This window comes from Nocardia sp. NPDC006982, assembly GCF_042869435.1.
Lineage (GTDB): Bacteria > Actinomycetota > Actinomycetes > Mycobacteriales > Mycobacteriaceae > Nocardia.
Window position 1 is genome coordinate 25,703 of record NZ_JBIAFV010000028.1, and the last position, 20,796, is coordinate 46,498.

The window sequence follows — 20,796 nt, forward strand, 5'->3', positions numbered from 1 at the left end:
GCGTCCTATGCGGGCTCGACCGCGACGACCAGCTCCAGGCCGTCGCGTCGAGTCGTCGAAATCGTTTGATGGTGAACGACTATCGATCCGAGTGGGCGTCTTTCGGTGACCGCGACCGACCACTGGTTGGTACCCGCTGCGGTGATGCTTGTGCAGTGGGTTGTCCCGGCCGGCACCGCGTCGATGCCCGCTTGGATTTCCTCGTCACTGCCGAATCGGCCGTCCGGGGCGAGCAGGAGGCGAACCGCCGCTGCGGTTCGGTCGAGGTAGTAGGCGTGTTCGAGCGCCAGGATCACCTGCGGCCCGGAGTCGCGCGATCCCACCCCGTTGCCGCTGACGCGTTCTGGGCTGTTGAGGATCTCACACCAACTCCCGACGGAGGTAGTTGTGACGATCGCATCAGGAGCAGGGGCAGGCGCTGGTTGCGCGGTGCCCTGCTGAGTTGTAGGTGCCGTCGAGATCGTCGACAACAGCCAGGCTCCCGCTGAAATAGCGATGACCGAAGCCAACGTCGACAGGCCGGCAAGAACGACTCGGACTCGAATCCTGGTGGTGTGTGCCGGTTCGCGTGTCTTCAGCGCTGCGTCGTCATCGAGCGCGGCGCCGCCCGCAGTGCTGTGTCGCGTGTCTGGCAGCCAGATGGTGTATCCGCCACCGACGTCGGTGGGAACGGTCGCACCATTGGGCTCAAGTCCTGTGTTCTGGTCTCCGCCATCGACACCTGGTAGCCAGGTGGCATAGCCGCTGTCGATGGGTGCCGGCCCAGCGGCGAGCTCCGGTGCCAGAGCACCGAACCCGGTCAGTTCGGTCCATGCGTGGTCGTCCCAGTCGGCAGGACAGTCGACACCGTCAGCGCTGGTCAGGTGGTGGCTTTTGTCCATCGGATCGTCTCCTCCCAGGGTGATGTCCGCCGGTGTCAGCCCGCTGTGGCCGATGGCCGGGGTTCGACAACGCTGCGACTGGTTGAGGGCGGCGGTGTTGTCGTCGACGTGGAACCAGGCGAGGCGCTGATCGATGCCGGTGATGTCGTGGGTGACGGGCGAGCAGAGCGCGATGGATTCACCGGGGTTGCAGCGATGTCGGCGGCGATCGCGTGGAACCAGTCGGTGACGTATTTTGCTGGCGCTTGACCGGTACTGGCGACCGGGGTGTTCAGATAGGCACCTTGCTGGGCAATGGTGTCGCTGAATTTCACCCAGTTCGTGGTGTCGATCAGCGCCACGGCGTCGGTCACGTTCGACACAACCGCTTGGAAGGCCTGTCCCACCAACCGTGTACCGGTCGATGGTGGGATCAGTTGAGGTAAGGCGCCGAGGAGTTTCTGTCCGAGCACTGCTAAGCCAGCCACGGGATCCGACAACCCTGCGGCGGCGATCTCGGCGATATTCGTCGGTGTGACAACCGCTTTGGCGACGGTCACGACAGCGTTGATCGCGATGGTGCCGACCTTCAGCACCGCCTTCAAAACGTTGGTGATATCCAATGGGGTGCGCGGGTCGCTTGCCTCGGCCATCCGCTGCGACAACGATGTGTTCGGCGACAACGACAGCGACGCAAGGGAGGTGCGTTGCACGTCGTTGTTGACCACGTTCGTCGCGGTTTTGATCGCGGTGAACGCCAGCGCCTGGGTCACCGATGCCAACGCGCGCAGCGGGTCACCGCCAGCATCGCTGGCCGCACCGACGATGTTGGATACGACCTTGAGAATCGGCGCGTTTTCCGGGGCGTCGCAGGCCAGGTCACCCGATATGCAGAAGCTGACCACACGTCTGGTGAGCCTGCCGAAACCGGTATCGGAGGTGCGGGTCGGGCTGATTCCACCGCCAGCCGCGGGCTGCTGTGACAGCGCCTCCAGCTCCTTCATCGCCTGCCCCGCGGTGCCGGGAACGATGTCGGGCCGGGTCTGCCCCGAAGCACCAGGGAACAACGGTGTGTTGGCACCTCGGGTGGGGTCACCGAACAACGCCACCGCAGCTACCCGATCCGAGGCGATCTCGTCACCGCCGCGACCGACCTGTCGGGCAAATACCGATGCCACCTGTGCGGCGTGCGCGGACCCCACGACCGCGATGTGGCTGTTGGGGCAGCGTGCCAGAAATTCCGACGCCGTCCGGTGCACGGCCGCGGCCGCGTCGTCCACACTCCGCTCGTACGGAGTTGGGCCGCCTCCGCTGGTGACGGCGTTCAGATCTGCTTGGAACCGCACATACACTCTGCCGAACGCCCCATCATCGGTGGTCACCAGCGGGCGAAAGATCTCACCCAACAACCCGGAGTCGGTTGTCGCAGCGGTATCCGCCGCCGCCTGGCCAGGGCCTTGCACACCGATCGCCAACAGTCCTGGGCACTGCTCCTGGGCAGGTTGGCTACGAACGGTTGGCGCGAGGCTCACCACCACGGCGGTCAGCGCCACCACGCAAGCCACTGTTGGCGCGGCCATGCGATTCACGAGCATTCCTCGCCGGTTGCGCCGGGCTCGTCAACGGCCTGTTCGCCATCGAGCGGCACGTCTTGTGTATCGGCGGTTTCGTCCTCGGGCGGTGTGTCGTTCTGTTCGGCGGGTGGGTTGGTGCCGGTTCCCAGTGCCGCGCCAGCTGCGGCACCGAGTGCCGCGCCCGCCGCCCCGGCAGCTACCGTCAACGGGACTCCGACGACTACCGCACCGGCGACGCATCCTCCGAGACCGCCGACAAACGCACCCAGTGGTGCTGCGACTCCGCCGGAAACCGCACCGCCAATGACACCGCCCGCGACTCCTCCGATCGCCATCCCTGCGAAACAGCCCGTCATACCGCCGACGAAGCCGCCAGCGTTCGCGCCAACAGCCCACCCTGCCGCTCCACCGACCATCGTGGCGGCGGCCTTGCGGTCGGACTCCTCGGTCGAAAAGCCGAGAGCGTCGAATCCTGCCGCCGCCCACCATTCGGCTTTGTCTGCCAGATCCTGGCCAACAGCCTGGGCCTCTGGAGGAACCCAATCAGGTACGGGGAACTCTTCGGTGCCGACGCGCAGCGTGCGCTGGGGTGGTTCCGGTTCGGCGGGCTGCGCGGGTTGCTGGTCGCCGGGAGCGTCCTCTTCGTCCGGTTCGTCCTCTACCGCAGGCGTGGCAGGCGGCTGCACGAGGTGCTGCGGCTGGGTCTGCTGCACGGGTTGAGGCCGCGGCGGGTTCGGAATCAGATCGACAACAGTCGGTGTGTCCTTGGGCGCAGGTGGTGTCGGGGCCGTACTCAGGCCAGGTTGGCCCTGGCCCGGGCTCTCCAGGCCTGGCTGCTCGGCTCGGGCCGGTCCGGCGAGCAGGGCGGCCACTACAGGCAGTGCTGCGAACGCCAGCAAAGGGCGCTGTCGGATATTCATCGAGTCCTCATTCGCTTGATCTGTCGGGCCCACGCGAGTTCGCTTGTACCGGTGGGCGATTGCCGTGTGCACGGTCCCGTCTTCGGACGGCGCGGGGACCTGGCGATGGCTAACAGTGCGACCGCGAGGTCGGGTCCCATCGAGATCACATCCCGATCACCGAGCCCTACTCGTGCTCGGTCGAGGCCGAGCCGGGGATGACGCTGCTCCGTACTAGGGCCGTCGCGGCGGTGTGAACGGATCAGAAGCCATGTCGCCGACATCAATCGCCACGCATTCGGCGATCGTGTTCGCGGTGATGAGCTGCGACCCGTAGCTGCTCACAAACGCCATCCAACGACGTCCCGACTCGTGCCAGTGATAGCGCGCGGGCCAGATCATTTGGCCGGTGAGCCTTCGCGATCTCCAGCAGCCCGCCGACCAGCTGCACCAGCAGCAGTAGCGATTTGTCTGATGGATCGCTCGTACTGCGGTCGAGTTGGGCCAGGCCGAATGCCACTCGACCGAGGTTCGGTCGAGCTCGGCGCCGGCGTGCGGCCACAGCGTCATCCTCAGGTGGGAGCTGTTGCGCGCAACGCGCCAACTCGTGAGTGGCCGCCGCGAACGATGCCCCCGCCCGGTCTCCGACGCGCATCGACCACACGGCGAACACTCCAGCCAACCGGGCAGCGGCCCACGCCAGATCGTCCCCCGTCCAGGCTGGCCGTGAGCGAAGCTGGTCATTGAATTGCCCGGCATCGGCGAACATTCGCGACCACATCACCGGATGCGACAGCAGGATTCGGTCCCGGTCGAACGCAGATGGACGGCGCACACCGTGCCATTCGCTGATAGCGTGGCGGCGCGACAGGCGGCCAGGTTCCCACTGGCCACGCAGCGCCGTCAAAGACAGGTCGGTGCGAAATTCGGTATCGGAGCGCCGAAGACCTGACCCGACCGCGACCTGCGCCACATACGTGCTCGGCATCCCGTCGCTTCCGATTCCGGTGGGCCACACGGGGATCCCGGATCGGCGCACTCGCCGAACGAACTCATCCTCAGACAGGCTCGCGACCGACGCGGCCCGCAGATACCGCTCGACGCGCGTCCAGGCTGCCGAATCGGATGCGCTAGGCGCGTGATTCCCCGCTTCTTTCGGCAGTGGTGGATTGTGTCCGACCTCGTTCATATCTCCGATGGCCTCATTTCGATGAACAGCGTTGATCTTCAGCAGGTTTCAGCACTATCCGAGCGAGTCATCACCGATCCGGTGTTCGTGGACTACCGGGGTCACTCCCTGCGAAAACCACACTGCGGGGAGACGAAATTGGTTAGCCCACGATGTGGATCGGCAAGTTGCCTGACTTCGTCGGCGCTACATCCGGACCCGCCACCAGCAAGATCCGGGAAACCCATCGAAATGAGGGCGCACTGCCCATGCTATGCCGAGTTTCATTTTGTCGCAATGGTTTTGCTACCCGCCATTCAGCAGCGCTAATTGTCTGCGTCCACGCTGGCATTTGGGTCTCCCGATCGCCTGTCTCAATCACTGATGGCCACGCGCTGATATCGCCTCATCGCCAGCCGCGAGCACTTGCGCCACAGCTACGGCCAGTGTGCGACTTCAACTTTCCGGTATCGGTCAGCGATATCGGTGTTGAGTCGAGAATGTCCGCTGCAGTGGGGATTCAGCCAGCAACACGCTCATATCGCCCATAGCCGACGCTTGTGTTTGCGCTATGCGTCACCCCTGGCGAGGCTGCCGCGCGGTCCAAATGTCCTGGCGCACTGCATTGCAAGGGGAAGTATTCGTTGCCGATATTCCAGAACGGTGGTCGTGCGTGAACGGCGACGGCAGTGGAGATCGGGAGTCGCCGCATCGCGAAGTTCTGTTCGGGTTTCATTTGTTGGGGAATCGGTGCCGCCAGTTGAGGATGTCGAGCCACCCGGTGATGTAGTTGTCGGCGTCGATGGCGGCCGGCAACGCGGGGACATCGGCAGCGTCGACCAGATCTGACAGATGCTGAGCAAGAGTTGAATACCGGGTCGACAGTGCGTATTCCACGTCTAGGGCACGTTCCTCGGAAAGCTGTCCGCGTGCGGTAAACCAGGTCGCGTGGGCTTTGATGCGTTCCAGGCAGTAGACCGCTACCAGGTCATCGACCAATGCGACTGCTTCGGGTTCCTTCACGGCAACAGCGCGCGCCGAGAGGGCATCCGCGGCCATTCGCTCCATAGTCGCGACATAGACCTCAGTGGCTGACAAATCGGGGCGCACAGAACTCGCCCCTGTCCGGGCCCTATCTCGAGCTTCGGCTGTGATTGTCTGCTCACGTTCTTGGAGCATGCTGTGCCACCATGGCAGCTGTTCGCCCCGCGGCTCGATGTGCAGTCCAGATGTGTCCGTGAGTGATAGCGCGCGGCCGGTGGCGGCCTTGAGTGCGGATTTGGCCCCTTCGGCGATCTCGATGCCGTTGATACGCAAGAGGTAGTCTCCGATGAGGTTCGCTCCGGAAATGCCCTGTGCTCCACATACTTCGACGCAGGTCTCAAGAACAGAGTGAGCGGTTTCCGACGCGGCCGGTTTGATGAGCATGTCCAGAATCGCTGCACTCGGATCCCGCGCCTCGTGACGAGCCCGAGCATGGTTCGTCAGCGCTGTGAGCGCGAACAGGCTCGCCGCGCACGACACCAGAGACTCTTGTGCACCGTCGCGGTCGGCCAACAGGATCTCACCAGAGGTGGGCCGCTGATTGGCGTAACGGCATGTGATCGCCCACCCGGCGCGCGCGCTGGCCAGCGCGGCGCCTGCGAACAACACCCGCCCCGATCGCAGGGCTGCGGAGCTGAGGTGAAAACGTTCATGCTGGCTGAGGTCGCAATGGAATTCGCCGTGTTCGTCGAATCCGGCCGAGGGCCCACTGAGGAGGGCATGTTCTGGCAGGACCATTCCATCGAAGCAGAAGGCGGCGTGGTCCATAGGGGGGCCGAGAGTTGTCGGTGGCAACGACACGATTTCGACACCGTCAGCGACGCGATCGCCAGTCCTTAGGCGCACCACAAAGGGCCAGACACCTTCGTCGCGGCCATCAGCGATGAGACGGGCAAGCAGGACGAACGTTTTCGCGACCCCGGCCAACCCTACGTTCGGCCACATCTTGATCGCCTCGGCGCTGGGGGTGTGTAGCGTGATCTTCCGCGCGTCGCGGTGCCAGACTGCGATGGTCCCGAGCCCGAGAAGGTTGGTGCCGTAGCCGAGTTCGGTGGCCGCCAATCCGCCGACCGCGCGCACGTCGTCCAGTTCGTCCAGGCAGCTGAGCTGATAGGGCTCGTCGGTGCCGAGTCTTTCGATGGTCCCGATACCGAGATTGAAGTGGCTCAAAAATGGCAGCAGCCGCGGCGCATGGACCGCTGCACCGTCATATATCGCGCACAGCAGCCCGAAATCCTGGGCTATTGCGCGTGAGGACCCGCCGAGCCCGGCGACAAGCTCACCGAGCAGCTCGTAGCCGCGGCGGATTTCGTCACTGTGAGTTCGTCCGGGGACCGGGCGATCGTCCAGGGTTTGCAGCAGCGCACGGACCCACGCACGCTCTTTCTGGCCATCGCCAGCGATGCACCGGCTCAATGCGATACTCGTTGGCCGCTTTGTTCGGCTGGAATGTACTGAGCGCCAATAAGATTTGCCGACGCGGGCGGCGTGAGTGGTCATGAGTCTCCAAACGTCGTGTGGTGCCTGATCTGTGGGAATTGAGGGAGGTCGGTGACGTCGTCAACCGTGCGGTGGTGGACCGCGCGGGAGAAATAGCTCGCTCATTCGATCGAGCGGGGTCCTCCGGTCTGCAGCGACCGGGATCGTGCGCGACGCGATGGGCGGGGTGCTACCTCCGATATCGGTCGGCTATGTGAGTTGAGGTCGGTAGGTCGTCGGGAATCAGGGCTTTTTGCTGGTCGGGAAGCCAGGCGTAGGTCGAGGCAGGCTTGGGGCGAGATTCCGCGCGTGAGCACGGTGAGGTGGGCATGAACGCTCACCCAGGAGGATGTGTCGAAGCGGAGGCGAAATCTGATGTCGGCCTGTTCGACGCCTGCCAGTAGCCGGGCGCGGGTGTGGGCCACTTCGGCGACATCATCGGGATGTGTCTCGGGGATCTCGCACATCCAGCGGTCCAGTGGGGGTGGCCCGGTTTTGATCCACTGGTGCACCAAGCCCGTTGTGAGATCGGTGATCCCGACCGCGTGACGGGATTGGATCGGTAGGGTGCTCACCAATTTCGCGCACAGTGTTGGCGACGGGGCGTTGTGCTCATTGCTGATGGCATACGCGATGGCGCGGATTGTCCGTCCATTCCCATTGGGGACACTTGCGGCAGCGATGAAAAGGTTTCTGCGCGTATTCGTTGCGACTCCGGTTGTCACAACCGTTGCGCACCACAGTGTGGGCCCCTCGGGTGTTTCGTCGAACAGCCTCATCAGGCCGGCTTTGTCATCGGTACCTTCGAAGTGCCGCATCAGCTCCGGCAATGCCCGTGCTGGCGTCTTGATGGCGTCGGCGTCGATCAGATCCTCGAATGTTGAATCCGTCGTCGTGAAGCCTTTCCGGCTCCGGCACATCAGCGCTCCGACACTCGGCCGGGGCGGAATAGGCAGGTACCGGGGTCCGCCCCACACATGGACTGCGAATACCTCGTTGTTCGGTCCAACCACGGGAACCGCGATGATCTGCATCCGCACACCGGATGACAGGTGGCACGAACGGATCTGAGGTTCGCCGCTACTGATCGCCTGCCCGATCATCGGCACAAGATGCTGATTCATACTGCTGCTGCTGGCAATTCGGGTCCTGCTCAAGCGTGTCCATCGTCTGGGCTGCGCGCCCTCGGCGACGACCCACCAGGTAGTCCGATCCGCCAATGTCGCGACCAATACCCACGGATTGGCAGTGCCTGGACCGCCGCCGGATTCGTCGCGATCAGTTCGATCCGACACCGCGGTATGCCGGGCTTGGGGTCCCGAGTCATTCATCTGCGCCTACCGCGGTGAGACGTCGACGCACAGAATCGGCCGCTACGGCGGACAGGTGCACCCAGTCGGCGGGGTCGATGACCCCGTACTGCAACGCCGACGTTGGCGATCACAACCAGCGTGGAAATCGCGGCGGGAATGACGAACTGGATCGAAGCCATGCTCATCGCCCCTGCATCGTCATCGCCGAGAACGCGCAGACAGCATCCTTCGAGCCGCCGAGACCGGGGTGCGCCGCTGGGTGTGTAACGTCAACTACGTCCAGGCGGCGCGGGCCACGCACCGCAATCACTGACATGACCACCACCACGGCCCCCAAGGTGGCCGCCACAATGACCGCAATAATGTCGTGGCTCATCGATGTCCGCCCGCAGACGTGGCATCGCTGCCTGTATCAGCAGCGACTTCGACAGCGGACCTCAGCGCATGCGAAGGTGCGTTCAAGGGTTTGTACCGAGCGATGGACGACACGATCGCCGCGGCCGCGCGGTCGGGATCCGACAGCGGCAGGGAATGACCCGCGTCCTCGAGGTGATACAGGACCGCCCCAGATATCCGGGTGGCCAGATACTGAGTTTGTGCCGCAGGGACCACCCTGTCGTACTCGGCCGTTATCAGCTGCACCCGGATTTCGTTCAATCCATCCACCATCGGCGCGGCCAGCCGGAATTTCGTGACCGCGGTACAGATGTCAGCGGTGACTCGCGGGTCGACCGGCTCTATGCTCGGAATCAGTTGGGCACGACCCAGTTTGGCGTGCGCGGCGAGGCTACGGAGTCGCGCCGCCAGCACGCGGTGTCCGGCTGCGTTGACCGCGTCCAGCGGGCCGCGACGGCGCATCCACCGCAGCGCGGCCGAGGCGGGTCGGAACGTCCGCAACGCTGGCCACCATGGTTCTTCACCGGATGCCCCGAACAGCACGATGTCAACGACCCGCGACGCCTGCTGCCGATGGCGGCCAACGTATTCCAGGACAGTGAAGCATCCGATGGAATGGGCGACCAGCACAATCTGGCCAGGGACGTGGTCGATCACGCAGGCCAAATCGTCGGCGAGCTGCCCGAAGTCGGTATCGGATCGTCGATGCGGCCTGTCAGAGCGACCGTGCCCGCGCGCGTCGAAGGCGATGTGTGACGCCCAGTGCCCGGTCAACGGTGTCAGGGCCTCGATCAGCGGCTCCCAGAAGGTCTTGTCCGCGAGCAGACCGTGGATATAGATGACAGTCACCGCGGGAGCCGGGCTTGTCACTTCGGTCGCGTCCAGTCGAAGCCCATCCTCGGAGTGCACGCTCAGTGGCCGGATGTGATTTCTGGTGCTGGTCAAGACGTTCTCCTGCGAGCGGTGACCACGAGCTGTGATCCGTGGGCGGGGACGTGGGTGATGTTGCGGACGTGGTGGCGTTCGGGTGACGCGGCGGCGGGCAGCGACAGGGTGTAGCGGCTCAACACCTCGCGCAGCACGCACTGAGCTTCGAGCAATGCGAACTGCGCGCCGAGGCAGCGGCGTACCCCGCCACCGAACGCGTACCAGGCGTGCGCAGGGACTTGCCCGGTGAGGAAACGCTCCGGGCGAAAAATTGTTGGGTCGTCGTAGTTTTCGGGGTCACGGTGGGTGAGCAGCGAACTGGTCGTGACGTAGATCCCGGCGGGGAGTCTCCACCCACCGACTTGCAGGTCGGTTGTCAGTCGCCGATAGGTGCCGCCGATAATCGTGTGCAGCCGAAGGCCTTCTTTGAACACCGCATCCACGTACTTGTCGTCGCCCCCGGCGACAGAGCGACGTGTTTTGTCCTGGATGTCCGGGTGAGCGGCCAGTTCGTGCAGGGTCCAGGCCAGCGCGCTGGCGGTCGTCTCGTGTCCAGCCAACAGCAGAGTAATGAGCTGATCGCGAATCTCGGTGTCAGTCAACGGCACATCGGTCGCCGCGTCGCCGGTGCCGACAGCCAGCAGCCGCGACAGCACGTCGGTGCGCTCTGCCACCCCTGGATCGGCGCGGCGTTCGGCTATCTCCTCATCGAGCAGAACGTTGATCTGGGCTTCGATGCGCTGATAGCTGGCCCACGGACCGAACCGGTGCAACCGCGGCCAGTTCAGCCCCGCCAATACGAGCGGGTGAATCGTGACGACTCGCTCGATCAAGGGGGTGATCTGGCTTCGGCGAACAGGATCGGTCAACCCGAACACAACCTGCAGGATCGTTTCCAGAGCAAATGCGTTCATCCGCTCCAAGCCCGCTACATGTCCGCGCTCGTGTCCGGCCCACGCGTCGAGTTCTGATTCGGCGATCTCCTGGATCGCGGCGCGGTAGCCGCGAAGGGCCGCGCCGTTGAACGCGGGCATGAGCAGGCGACGCAATCGCGCATGATCGGTCTCGTCGGCCACCATGACACTGGTGGATCCGAGGAGCCCGGAGATCAGATGATTGCCCTCACCGCCGTGGACCTCGGTCGAGGTGGCTGCGAAGATCTTTCGGACGTGCTCCGGTTTCGACACGACCACCAACTCGTCGGCATACGGGGGTACCCGGATCGCGAACACATCGCCGTGCCGGTTCATCAGCCGTCGCAGCCACCACGCTCGCCGTCGCGCATACAGCAGCGACTGGATCACAGCGGGCAGTCGAGAGCCAGGGGGGAAATCGGTGGCGCGCGAGGCCGCCGCAACAGGTGTCCGGGTCATCAGAGCCTCCTTCGGCTGGTGTTCTCAGAGCTCGGCGGTGCCGGTGAGGAGGTCGACTGCTCGAACGCGGCGACATCGGTGCCACCACGGCGGGTTATCAGCGTTGTCGACAGGATTGCCGCGGCAGCGGTCACGGATGCGAGCAGCCCGAAAAGTTCGTGGACGGAGCTGAGGACGTCCCGGCCTGGCACGAGGATCGCCGAAACGACCGCTACGCCCAGGGCACCGCCGCTCTGGCGCGCAGCCAACATCAGTCCCATCCCCGCCGAGGAGTGACTCGCGGGCACCGTGGCCGCGGTGATCACCGACAGCCCGATGATCACCACACTGGCTCCGCCACCTTGTGCGATCGCCACAACGACCCACAGTCCCCAATTACGGTGGGGGCCAAGGGCGCTGGCTATCACCACGAACGCGGCAGTTACCACCACAAACCCGCCGGCGCAGTACCATCGCGCCGTCACCGCAGTCGCGGCACGGCCCGCCATCGCCGCCGCCATGGCGGCCGCTCCACCGACACCGACGCAGGCCGCGCTCTGCAGCAAACTCAGGTGCCATACGCTGACGAAGAACATCGGGATTGCCAGCAGGTAGGCGAACAACGCGAACCCGAGCGCCACGGAGGCCACGCTGTTCAGCGCGAAACACCGTGAGCGCCACAAACTCACCGCGAGGGCAGGCCTCCGATGGTGGTGGCTGCGTCGCACCACCCAGATCGAGGTCACGATTCCTGTCGCGCCCACCGCGAGGGTAAGCGGGCTGGTGTAGCCCCAACGGTGGCCTTCAGCAATGGCTGCGACGAGGGCGGCAATTCCAGCCGACAGAATGACCGCGCCCGTCACATCGGGCAGACTTCGGTCTCGCCTAGTTGTGGCAGGCAGGACATAGGCCCCCAGTGCGAACAGGGCGACACCGAATGGAATGTTGAGCGCGAATATGCTCCGCCATCCCCAAAAGTCGACCAGCAGCGCCCCGATCGCGGGACCAGCGGTTCCCGCCAACGCCCCGGAGGCGGACCACGCGCCGATCACTCGGCTTGCCTTCGCCGGTCCCGTAGCGGTCAGCATCGCACCGAGCGCTGAGGGCAACAGCAACGCACCCGCCCCGCCTTGTGCGAAGCGCGCAGCGATGAGCCAACCGGCCGTCGGCGCAACCGCGCACAGCAGCGATGCAGCTGTAAACGCGCCCAGCCCCGCCAACATCACTCGCCGATGTCCCATCGTGTCCGCCAGATGACCGGCAGCGGCCAACAGTCCGGCGAAGGTGATCGCATAACCGCTGACCACCCACGTCAGCGTCGCGAGAGCGACGCCGGGAAACGCCGAAGCTATCGGTGCGAAGGTCATGTTGACGATGGCGGCATCCAGAAAGCTCAAAAACGATGCACCGCAACCGAGTACCCGCACCGCCCGGCTTATCACCAGGCCAGCCGGACGGCGGTCGGCGTTGGTCATTCCCATGACGCTTCAGCTTCCGTAATGCTGGCGCGCACCGAATCAGCCGCCACCGTCGGGCCAAGGGCATTAGCCGACACCGTCGCCGCGGTCATGATCGGCTCGCGATGTCGTAGGCGATGGCGGTGAGCCACGCGGCACCGGAAGCCAGTTGCCCCCTCGCGGCGTAACCGTTATGGCGTGCGACGGTGTCCGCGAAATGTAGCCAAACGAGCGGATTCGCCAGGGCGGCATTGTCGGCCAGCAACTGTGCCCACGCGGCCCCAAGTTGCCCAACCAGCTTGGGCAGCAACATCAGTGGGTTACTCGCGACGGCGGCAGTGATCTCACTCCACCAGGCCGCCGCGGTGTCGGCGTCTTGTGGTGATGGTGCCGCTGTTCGTGGATCGGCCGCATCGATCAAACGCGCCGAAAGAGATTGCTGCGGAATGTAGTCGACGTTGCCGCCGCCGACTTGGAAGTCATTGAGGACAGTGGTGGTCCAAGCATCGCCCAGAGCATCGGACAACAGCGCACTGATCGACGCGATTGCGCTGATCGGGTCATTCAAGTTGGCTTGGGCTGCGATCTCGGCGCCGATCCGCAGCAGCGCGGCATTGTCCGGCGCCGAGCACGCCAGATCACCGTCGACACAGATGTCGATGACGCGGCCCGCAAGGACGCCGTACCCGACGCCGGTGCTGGCAATCCCGCTACCACTGGCCGCTCCGCTGCTGATCTGTATCCGCGACACGGCATCGCCGTTCGTACCCGGTGCCGGGTCGGGCACGGCTTGTCCTGGCCGCCCCGGGAAGGTTGGGCTGCCCTCGAGCCGAGTCGGATTGGAGTACAACGCGATCGCAGCGATCTTCTCCGGCGGCACGGGACCGACTCCCGCGCCGACATCCTGCGCGAACGCCGCCATCGCTTGTGCGCCTTGGGAATAGGCAACTCCAGCGATCAAACTGCCCGGGCACTCCGCGACAACCTGCGCGGCCGCAGCGTCGAGCTGGCTGCGTGCATCACGCACCGACAACGCATAAGGATCTGGTCCACCACCGGGCACGATCCCGCCAAACCCAGCTCCATAGCTGATGTAGCTGCGCTGCACCAGCCCAGGCGCCGTAGCCAGGACCGGAGCCATCAGCGTGCCGAGCACGCCGGTATCGGCCAAGGGGTCCGCGGTCGGTGACGATTGGCCTGTGCCCTGGATGCCGATGACATAAAGGGCCGGGCAACCTTCGATCGGCACCGCGTAGGCACTGCCGGTAGCGGAGGTCGAGGTCAGGATCACCGTCGCAGTCAATGTCAAAACGGTGGCCACAGCACGTCCTGGCCGGACTCTGGAGGTCGACGGCTTTCCCGCACCAATCTGCTTGCCGCGATCACGGAGTTTGCTCATTTGGCTTCCACTTCCGCCAGAAGACCATGATGCGAGGTTCCGGCCCGGAACAGACAGCCACATCCGCCGTGATCGGATGCGGTGGCGCCGAAACCTCGTACTGTGCTGTCTATTTCGTTGACAGCACCGAATCGGTCGCTGCCAGCTGGCAGTAGGTGCATCGATTCGTCGTCCGCGGAGCATATCCCGACAGATCCGCTGTGGATTCCAAGATGTTCGTTCGTGGCGATAGAGCGCAGCAACGGTCGTCCTCACTGTGTGGGTGCGCACAACCGTCACCTGTTGCGACTGCCGCATACAGCTATCGCCAGCGACGATGTCAACAGACTCGGCGAAACATGTTGTGCAGAAGGGTCTTTCAGGAAGTCCAAGAGCCCCTACGAATGCAGAACAGCGGCTCGCCGTATCCCGTGCACGGAAATACGCCGCCGAGAGATACCCCAGATCGGCGAGCCAATTGACTCTGAATACCGCCGAAATCACGGCGGAAGTCCTTGCGCGGTAAGTACGCGCGAGAAGGACACGGCCCTTGCGGCGCATTTCGTGGGGGAAGTTATACGCCGCAAGGGCCGGTCACATGCCTGTCGCAAACCGTGGTGAAGCTACGGGATCAGCGACAGGACGAATCCAGCCAAGTTGGCCAGCGTGTTGAGCACATAAGCACTGTTCGCCAGGATGCCCGATCCCGCGCTCAGTCCGTTCAAGATGTCCATTGGTTCCCCTCCCTCCAGGTCCCTCAGTCCGTGTTGACATGAAGGACGCTACGTCGAGATGACTTTAAATGCAAGCGTTATTGGACATTTTAAGTCATCCAAGGGCGATATAGGGCAGCTCAGATGCCCTGATATGATTCGATACGACTGCTAAGGTAGACAAATGGATACGCGTGGGGAGAAGAACGCGGCCGAGGAGACATCCGCGGATGCTGTCTCGTCATCGGGTGATGCGGATGGCTCGCGTCAGGTGTTGCTATCGCCCGATGAGCTCAAGGAGTACGGGCAGATCCTGAGGCAGCGACGAGAACACCTAGGACTCACGGTGGTGGAAGCTGCCCGTCTCGGCAAGGTGTCGCGACAGACCATGCACGACATCGAGGCTGGGAAGAAGGCACCCGGGCGCGGAGACACCTGTAGACGACTCGATAAGGCCTACCGCTATGTGCCGGGCTCGGTTTTGAACCTCTACAACTTCAAACAGCTGCCGGTCAACGCCGATGACCCGGTCCCCGCAGCGCCGCCGCGCGTGCCTACGACCGACTTTCGCGCTGAGCTCCCCCTCAAAGCCCTCATCGAGCTGGTAAAGGCCGACCAGGGACTCGAGAAGATGGCGCAATCCAGCGATGACCCCGAGTTGAGGGAGCTGCGGCAGAAGATCGGTCGTAGTACCGATCGCTTGTTGCGATCATTCGTCGTCTCGCAGGTCGAAGGCCGCCGCGCGGCCGGTCACGATGATGGCGAGTTCATCGCGACCCTCCTGGCCGTACAAGTACGACCGCCGATCGCCGACGACGAACAAGACCGCGATGAATCGGCCTACCTCCGATGGCTGCTCGGACGGCCCGAGAACATACCTCCAGAAGATCAGGAACGCTACGCCGAACAATTCGCAAACCGCACGCAGGGAAGATGATGCTGACACTCGAGATCAAGCTGAACCGACTGTTCCAGCTCAGGCACGACTACGGCCAACCCGAACGCACCACCGATGATGTCGCCCGGGCGGCGTCTCGGCGAATCGGCACAGCGGTCCGGGGTGCGATACTCAGCGAGGCTCGCTCTGGACAGCTCACGACCTTGCCTGTCGAGATCGCCGAGGGACTTGCCGCTGAGTTCGGCGTAGACCCCATCTATCTGACAAACGATGAAGGTCCCGAGGTCAAACAGATCGACCTCTTCATCCAGATATTCATCCTGCTACGCGATCGTGGGCTGCATATCGCAGGCAGGGCATTCAGCTCATATGACCTGGACACCCTCGAACAGATCCTCGAAGTACTCAAGGAACCCACATCCCAGGAAACAGCTTCGGTGCGCAACACGGCGTAGCCCACCGAAGCACATCGACTGACCTTGAAGGTGTCAACGAGAACTACCCATATCGAGCCGTGTCCAGGCCTTCGCGACTGCGAGCACAGCGCGCTCATCTGTCGGCCATGCCGGACTGGCGGCATCTGCCGCGGCCCCGGACTCCGCGCGATCAACCGCCTCTGCAACTGCGCGAGCCCATGCTGCCTCGTCGTTTGCATGACCGGATAAGTTGAGGACTGGGGCCAGCGCCACGATCGCGTCCTCGATTTCGACACGCATCCTGTGTTCCGCGGCGATCGGCGATCGTATGTGCCCACGGTTACCCAGCCGAACCTCCGGCACGACCGCCGTCAGTGCCGTCCACAGCGGTTCCAGGATTCGCGAACGGCTCTCAGCACCGTGCGAACCTCCTGGCGACAACTGCGCGACCTCGCGGGTCATGAGCGCAAGCTCGGTGCCGATCGTCTCCGCCTGGATCTCGGACTCAGAGTCGAGGGAATCTCGCTGCATCGCAGCAGCGAGCGCTGCCGCGTCCAGACTCGTCGCAAACAAACCTGGCCTGCTCTGGAACCTCCTGCCTCCCAAGTGATCACACAGGACATGACCGAATTCGTGCATCGTCTGCTGTATCTGATGCCGAAGTGACCGCCGACCGTCGTATCGAACTACGAGGCGATCCTCGAGTACCAGCAATGCCGCACTTTTTGGTCGCGAACCGATCGTCGTTCGCCATGCAGCAACGTCTATCTGCAGGCCGGTCTGCTCACCGAACCAGTCGCAGATTTCGTCACGTTTCCATAGGCCCGGTCCAGGCAGCCTTACCGGCGGATGCGGCGGACTGTCTGGCCGGCGAGCGCTGCCAACCGCTGTTTCCGGGCCGCAGCCAGAAATACTGCGTGACACGACTTCTCGACGGCACTCAGGGGGCTGGCGAGCGTGCTCGGCACCCCCAGGTTCCGCGGCCGCGTCATTGGCTCGGCTGGACGTCGGACGACAATCGTCGGCCTTGGGTTTGCGCTCCGAATCTGTTGGGTGGTCCCGCTGAGCCCCCGCCCAGCGACCGTACTCCAGATACTTCTTGTCCCGCTCACCGATGGCGACGTCGGTTGCAGACGCTCTTTGTCCTCGTCCAATGCTACGCAAATGATTACTCCCCCGAGCACCACAAAGTGGATACGACTGATTCGATTGCCGGCACCTGGACCGAGGATGAAGCAGTGGCCTGCACACCTCACCGCACGCACCAGGCCGAGCAGATCACGGGTCGAACAGATTTGAACTGAATTTCGACGCCCCGTGTCGGCCGCGCCTGGACCGATGTTTCGAATGGCCAGTTCTCAGGCTCACGTCAGCACAGCCTGGAACTGTACGAATATGGTGGCGGCTGTATGTGGGGCCACAGTTGCTGCAGCGAGGTCGCGGCAACGGAACACTCCCGGCACACCACCTCGAGGCAGTCGCGTCCCCGCAGATCGGTCAGGTACCGGTGGTGGGTGACCACCACCGCATCAGCGCGCTGGGCGCGCACCTCCCCCAGCAGATGATCGATCGGATCGGTGATCTCCTCGGTCTTCGGCGGTAGCCCCAGCGGATCCAGCACAGTGACCAACTGCCATTGGTGCTGGTTGGCGATCGCCTCAATCTCCCTTTTCTCCGCATCGGCGGCCGCCTGCGCGAGCGCGCGATTCCCGAAAGCGCGCAAGTCCGGACGCAGTAGACCTACGACGACCGGGTGAGCACGCCGTAACCCCAGCGTGCTCAACGACAACGGGCCCCGCACCGACCGGTCCAGCCCTGCGGCTCGGGCTTCAACGGGACTAAATTCGGCGGGCATTCGACCTCTACCGAAGTTATCGCCGGCCAGCAATACGCCGACAGGACTGGCGCGAGAACGGGTTTGCACGATCACAGCAGCACCGCACCCGTGAACGGTGACCGGTGTCTCTTGGTCGGCCGTTGCGTCCACCAACGCACCATCAGTAGCTCTATGGCCGTCTAGGTCAGTAGATGCCTCGGTCGGCCTCCGTGCGGCCGGTGCCGAATCTAGCCTGGTCATTGGGCACATCGCTCCCATCGGCCGTACACCTCGTCTCTCTGACATCTGCTTATGGCCGGAAGAGCCTTTGGTAGGGAAGATCTCTCAACGCGTCCGTCACGCGATCGTCGATCGTGACCCACTCCGCCAGACCTTGCCGTCGCACGGCATCAGCGAACGCCGCCGCTGCCGCCTCCTCGGCGCGGTAGTGCTGAATCGGCAGGCCCTGCACCCCGAACTCAACTGCGATGTGGCGATCCATCCCGATCACGCCCAACGAATCTGGTCGGGCTCGAGCTGGGCATCGGTTGGATAGCGCTGGCAGACATGACCACCTATCCGGCACTGCCAACGTCCACACCTGTGCATGCCAGAACCCTCACACCCAGACACGCCGCGACGTGCACAAGAGTCGGAACAGGATTCATGTGGCCGTGGCCTTGCCAACAACATGAAGACGGCATCAGAGTTCGTCATCGAGATTCCCACAAGATCGTGATCTCGTCTGCGCCGCGAGGTCACGTCAGTACGGGCCTCTCAAGCAAGGGGAGAATCAGCTCTGGCGAAGGCATTTCGCACCGCCAGCTGATGTGGCCGTCGGGACGCACGAAAACCATGGCGTCGGTTTTGTCGGCCCCATACAGTTTGTGGGCGGCATAGCTGTCGGCCACGATCGCACCGGATGGTGCGGCGGCGCTCAGATCGGGTGGAGTGATCACCCGGTAGTGCACTCGCTCACCGAAACGCCGGGCGATCCGGCTTTCCAATGCCTTCAATGGTGATGCGGACCGGGCGTCGCCCTGAAAGACCAGCAACGTATCCCCGGCATGACGCAACAGCTTGTGCACATGCTCTTTGGGTGTCAGGTGCGCCTGCGGGGCGCGGTCCCCGGCGGCTATGCCATCGAGCGCCGTGAGTCCAGGCACTGTTGGGGCTGTCTGCCTATAGGTCGTGCCAATCCCGGAGATTCCGTTCACCGCCTGCTGCAGGAACTCCGGCTCTCGGATGATCTCGAGACGTTCGGCAACCGGCGTGCCGTGATTCATGAGCAAGTCATGAAGCTTCTTCGTCCGCGCGATGACCTGTTCGGCCACCGGGCGCCGCTCCGGCTCGTAAGTGTCGAGCAGCGCCTCCGGGGCTTCTCCCCTGGCGACCCGGGCGAGCTTCCAGCCCAGGTTGAACGCATCCGCGAGCCCCAGATTCATCCCTTGCGCGCCAGCGGGTGAGTGGATGTGGCCGGCATCGCCGACCAGGAACACGCCATCGCGCCGATATGTCTCGGCGATGCGGCTGCGGATGGTGAAGTTCGACGCCCATTCCTGATGGCCGAGAGTCACTGCGCCGCGGAAGTGCTTGTCGAGCACCGATTGGAAAGCCTCAGAGGTAATTTCGTCTTCGGGAACCGCGCTCATGTCGCTGACCAGAAGCCGGTATGGGGGGCCAGGGAGGTTGATGAGCAAGGTCATTCGGTCATCGTCGACGAGGTAGTGGGTATCTTCCTCGGACAACGTGAGCCCGGCCGTGCCCGGCTGCTGGGCCCAGACCAGGCCGCGCAACCATGCGTCAGTCATTCTCATCTGATCGGCGTGGTACTCACCGCCAACAAATGGAATGCCCATCTGATCGCGGACGCGGCTACGCAATCCATCGCAGCCGATCAGCCACTCAGGATGCAGTGTCTCCTCGCGACCGGTGACTTTATTGACCACCCGCGCGGTGATGCGACCGGCACCATCGGTCGTGACAGCTTGCAGTTCGGTGTTCCACTCGATCACGCCTCCGAGCTCGGCGAGATACTCCCGCAAAATCTGCTCGATGGTGCCCTGGCTGATATTGAGCATGTAGCGAAACATGCCGTCGAGGCGGGTGAAGTCCAACTGCGCAATTTCACCTGCGCCCAAAAAGTGATAGTTGAACCGGAAAGCACGACGTCCCTGACGAATAAAGCGATCGGCGATCCCGAGCAGAGCTAACAGTTCCAGTGACTTCGCATGCATCACGCAGGCACGCGACGTGCCCAGCGGCCCGCTCGCCTGCTCGAAAACTCGACACGGCACCCCGAACCACAGCAACACGATTGCATGCAACAATCCGACCGGGCCCGCGCCGACCACGGCGATCCGATCGCGTGAAATGGTTTTATGAGACATGGGATATCCTTCATGCCGTGTCGGATTGCCGACGTGATACATATACCGATAATGCCGTCGAGTAATTTGCCGAACAGCGAATGCCTAAGAAAGGAACCAGCGCATGGAGCGACGTATTCACGAGCTGGTCACTGACCGCTCGACAGCCACATAGACGCATTGAAAACTAAACGCAGGAACACCTATCATGTACCTACTGATATATGGCGCCTATTGCCTGAACTGGCCATATGGATGGAGGCGCGAGACATAAAGCCCCTTCTCGGATAATTGTTCCATCCTGGCGGCGAGCAATGCGAGAATCCGTAGTACTGCACGCACTGCTACTGCTGCTCATTCAGCAGGTGGAACCTGGTTCGGGTTCGTCTGGTGGTCGAGAATCTATGTCTATGTTTGGTCGATGCACGTCTGTTTCTCCTCGTAAGAGCCGGCCTTGTCTTGACGACACGACTCTCACATACTCCCAATCGAATTGAAATAGGCGGAACACCCACGCACCACCTGGAAGACCACCTATTCACCACCCACCCGCTCGTCATGAATTCCCCCTTTTACCTGGAGATTTACTTCATGACCGAGCTCGCGGACGCGCCGGAAATTCGCACATCCGGGCGGCTCGCCGGACAGGTCGCTACCCGCGCGAACGGGTGGTGATAGGTGGAATGGGTGGTGAGCACTGAGGACCGTCGGCGAATTCCCGCGTCATGCGTTTGTGT

The 20,796-nt window shown here is 63.4% G+C and carries 16 protein-coding genes; 2 read left to right on the plus strand and 14 right to left on the minus strand.

All coding sequences use genetic code 11. The annotated features are described in order from the left end of the window. Positions 1-5 precede the first annotated feature (5 nt). The 10 genes from ACFYOW_RS45765 to ACFYOW_RS45810 form a co-directional block, all read right to left on the minus strand. Positions 6-881 (minus strand): hypothetical protein, encoded by an 876-nt coding sequence (locus ACFYOW_RS45765; protein WP_387297811.1) that lies wholly within the window; start codon positions 879-881, stop codon positions 6-8. Between the two features lie 35 nt (positions 882-916). Next, positions 917-2,440: a cutinase family protein gene (locus ACFYOW_RS45770; protein WP_387297855.1), complete on the minus strand. Its 1,524-nt coding sequence runs from the start codon at positions 2,438-2,440 to the stop codon at positions 917-919. A gap of 5 nt (positions 2,441-2,445) precedes the next feature. Next, on the minus strand, positions 2,446-3,354 hold the full coding sequence (locus tag ACFYOW_RS45775) for a hypothetical protein (protein WP_387297813.1): 909 nt from the start codon (positions 3,352-3,354) through the stop codon (positions 2,446-2,448). 262 nt (positions 3,355-3,616) lie between these two features. Beyond that, a complete protein-coding gene (locus tag ACFYOW_RS45780) occupies positions 3,617-4,321 on the minus strand; it encodes a hypothetical protein (RefSeq protein WP_387297815.1) in 705 nt (234 codons plus the stop codon). Positions 4,322-5,233: 912 nt separating this feature from the next. Continuing rightward, entirely contained in the window at positions 5,234-7,045 is a 1,812-nt protein-coding gene (locus ACFYOW_RS45785; RefSeq protein WP_387297817.1) for an acyl-CoA dehydrogenase family protein, read from the minus strand. A 101-nt stretch (positions 7,046-7,146) separates the two neighbouring features. Then, complete coding sequence (locus ACFYOW_RS45790) at positions 7,147-8,355, minus strand: GAF domain-containing protein (RefSeq protein WP_387297819.1); 1,209 nt, start codon at positions 8,353-8,355, stop codon at positions 7,147-7,149. A gap of 354 nt (positions 8,356-8,709) precedes the next feature. After that, positions 8,710-9,678, minus strand: coding sequence for an alpha/beta fold hydrolase (locus ACFYOW_RS45795; RefSeq protein ID WP_387297821.1), 969 nt, complete (start codon positions 9,676-9,678; stop codon positions 8,710-8,712). Next, positions 9,675-11,033, minus strand: coding sequence for a cytochrome P450 (locus tag ACFYOW_RS45800; protein ID WP_387297823.1), 1,359 nt, complete (start codon positions 11,031-11,033; stop codon positions 9,675-9,677). The genes ACFYOW_RS45795 and ACFYOW_RS45800 overlap by 4 nt, the downstream gene beginning before the upstream one ends. Beyond that, positions 11,033-12,487, minus strand: a complete 1,455-nt coding sequence (locus tag ACFYOW_RS45805; RefSeq protein WP_387297825.1) for an MFS transporter — start codon at positions 12,485-12,487, stop codon at positions 11,033-11,035. Before ACFYOW_RS45805 ends, ACFYOW_RS45800 begins: the two co-directional genes overlap by 1 nt. A 91-nt stretch (positions 12,488-12,578) precedes the next feature. Further along, on the minus strand, positions 12,579-13,790 hold the full coding sequence (locus tag ACFYOW_RS45810; protein WP_387297827.1) for a cutinase family protein: 1,212 nt from the start codon (positions 13,788-13,790) through the stop codon (positions 12,579-12,581). Positions 13,791-14,744: 954 nt separating this feature from the next. Between ACFYOW_RS45810 and ACFYOW_RS45815 the strand changes: the two genes are divergently transcribed. Both ACFYOW_RS45815 and ACFYOW_RS45820 read left to right on the plus strand, forming a co-directional pair. Next, positions 14,745-15,497, plus strand: coding sequence for a helix-turn-helix transcriptional regulator (locus ACFYOW_RS45815; RefSeq protein WP_387297829.1), 753 nt, complete (start codon positions 14,745-14,747; stop codon positions 15,495-15,497). Further along, the gene (locus tag ACFYOW_RS45820) at positions 15,494-15,913 is read left to right on the plus strand and encodes a hypothetical protein (RefSeq protein WP_387297831.1); all 420 of its coding nucleotides are present in this window, start codon (positions 15,494-15,496) and stop codon (positions 15,911-15,913) included. The genes ACFYOW_RS45815 and ACFYOW_RS45820 overlap by 4 nt, the downstream gene beginning before the upstream one ends. Positions 15,914-15,946: 33 nt before the next feature. On the opposite strand, the gene ACFYOW_RS45825 is transcribed toward ACFYOW_RS45820, so the two are convergent. From ACFYOW_RS45825 to ACFYOW_RS45840, 4 genes are all read right to left on the minus strand, one after another. Beyond that, entirely contained in the window at positions 15,947-16,513 is a 567-nt protein-coding gene (locus ACFYOW_RS45825; RefSeq protein ID WP_387297833.1) for a DUF6545 domain-containing protein, read from the minus strand. A 730-nt stretch (positions 16,514-17,243) separates the two neighbouring features. Further along, positions 17,244-17,729, minus strand: a complete 486-nt coding sequence (locus ACFYOW_RS45830) for a hypothetical protein (RefSeq protein ID WP_387297835.1) — start codon at positions 17,727-17,729, stop codon at positions 17,244-17,246. A gap of 271 nt (positions 17,730-18,000) precedes the next feature. Beyond that, the gene (locus tag ACFYOW_RS45835; protein WP_387297837.1) at positions 18,001-18,201 is read right to left on the minus strand and encodes a hypothetical protein; all 201 of its coding nucleotides are present in this window, start codon (positions 18,199-18,201) and stop codon (positions 18,001-18,003) included. Positions 18,202-18,448: 247 nt separating this feature from the next. Beyond that, positions 18,449-20,080 carry an FAD-dependent monooxygenase gene (locus ACFYOW_RS45840; RefSeq protein ID WP_387297839.1) on the minus strand — a complete coding sequence of 544 codons (1,632 nt, stop codon included), beginning with the start codon at positions 20,078-20,080 and terminating at the stop codon, positions 18,449-18,451. Between the last annotated feature and the right edge of the window lie 716 nt (positions 20,081-20,796).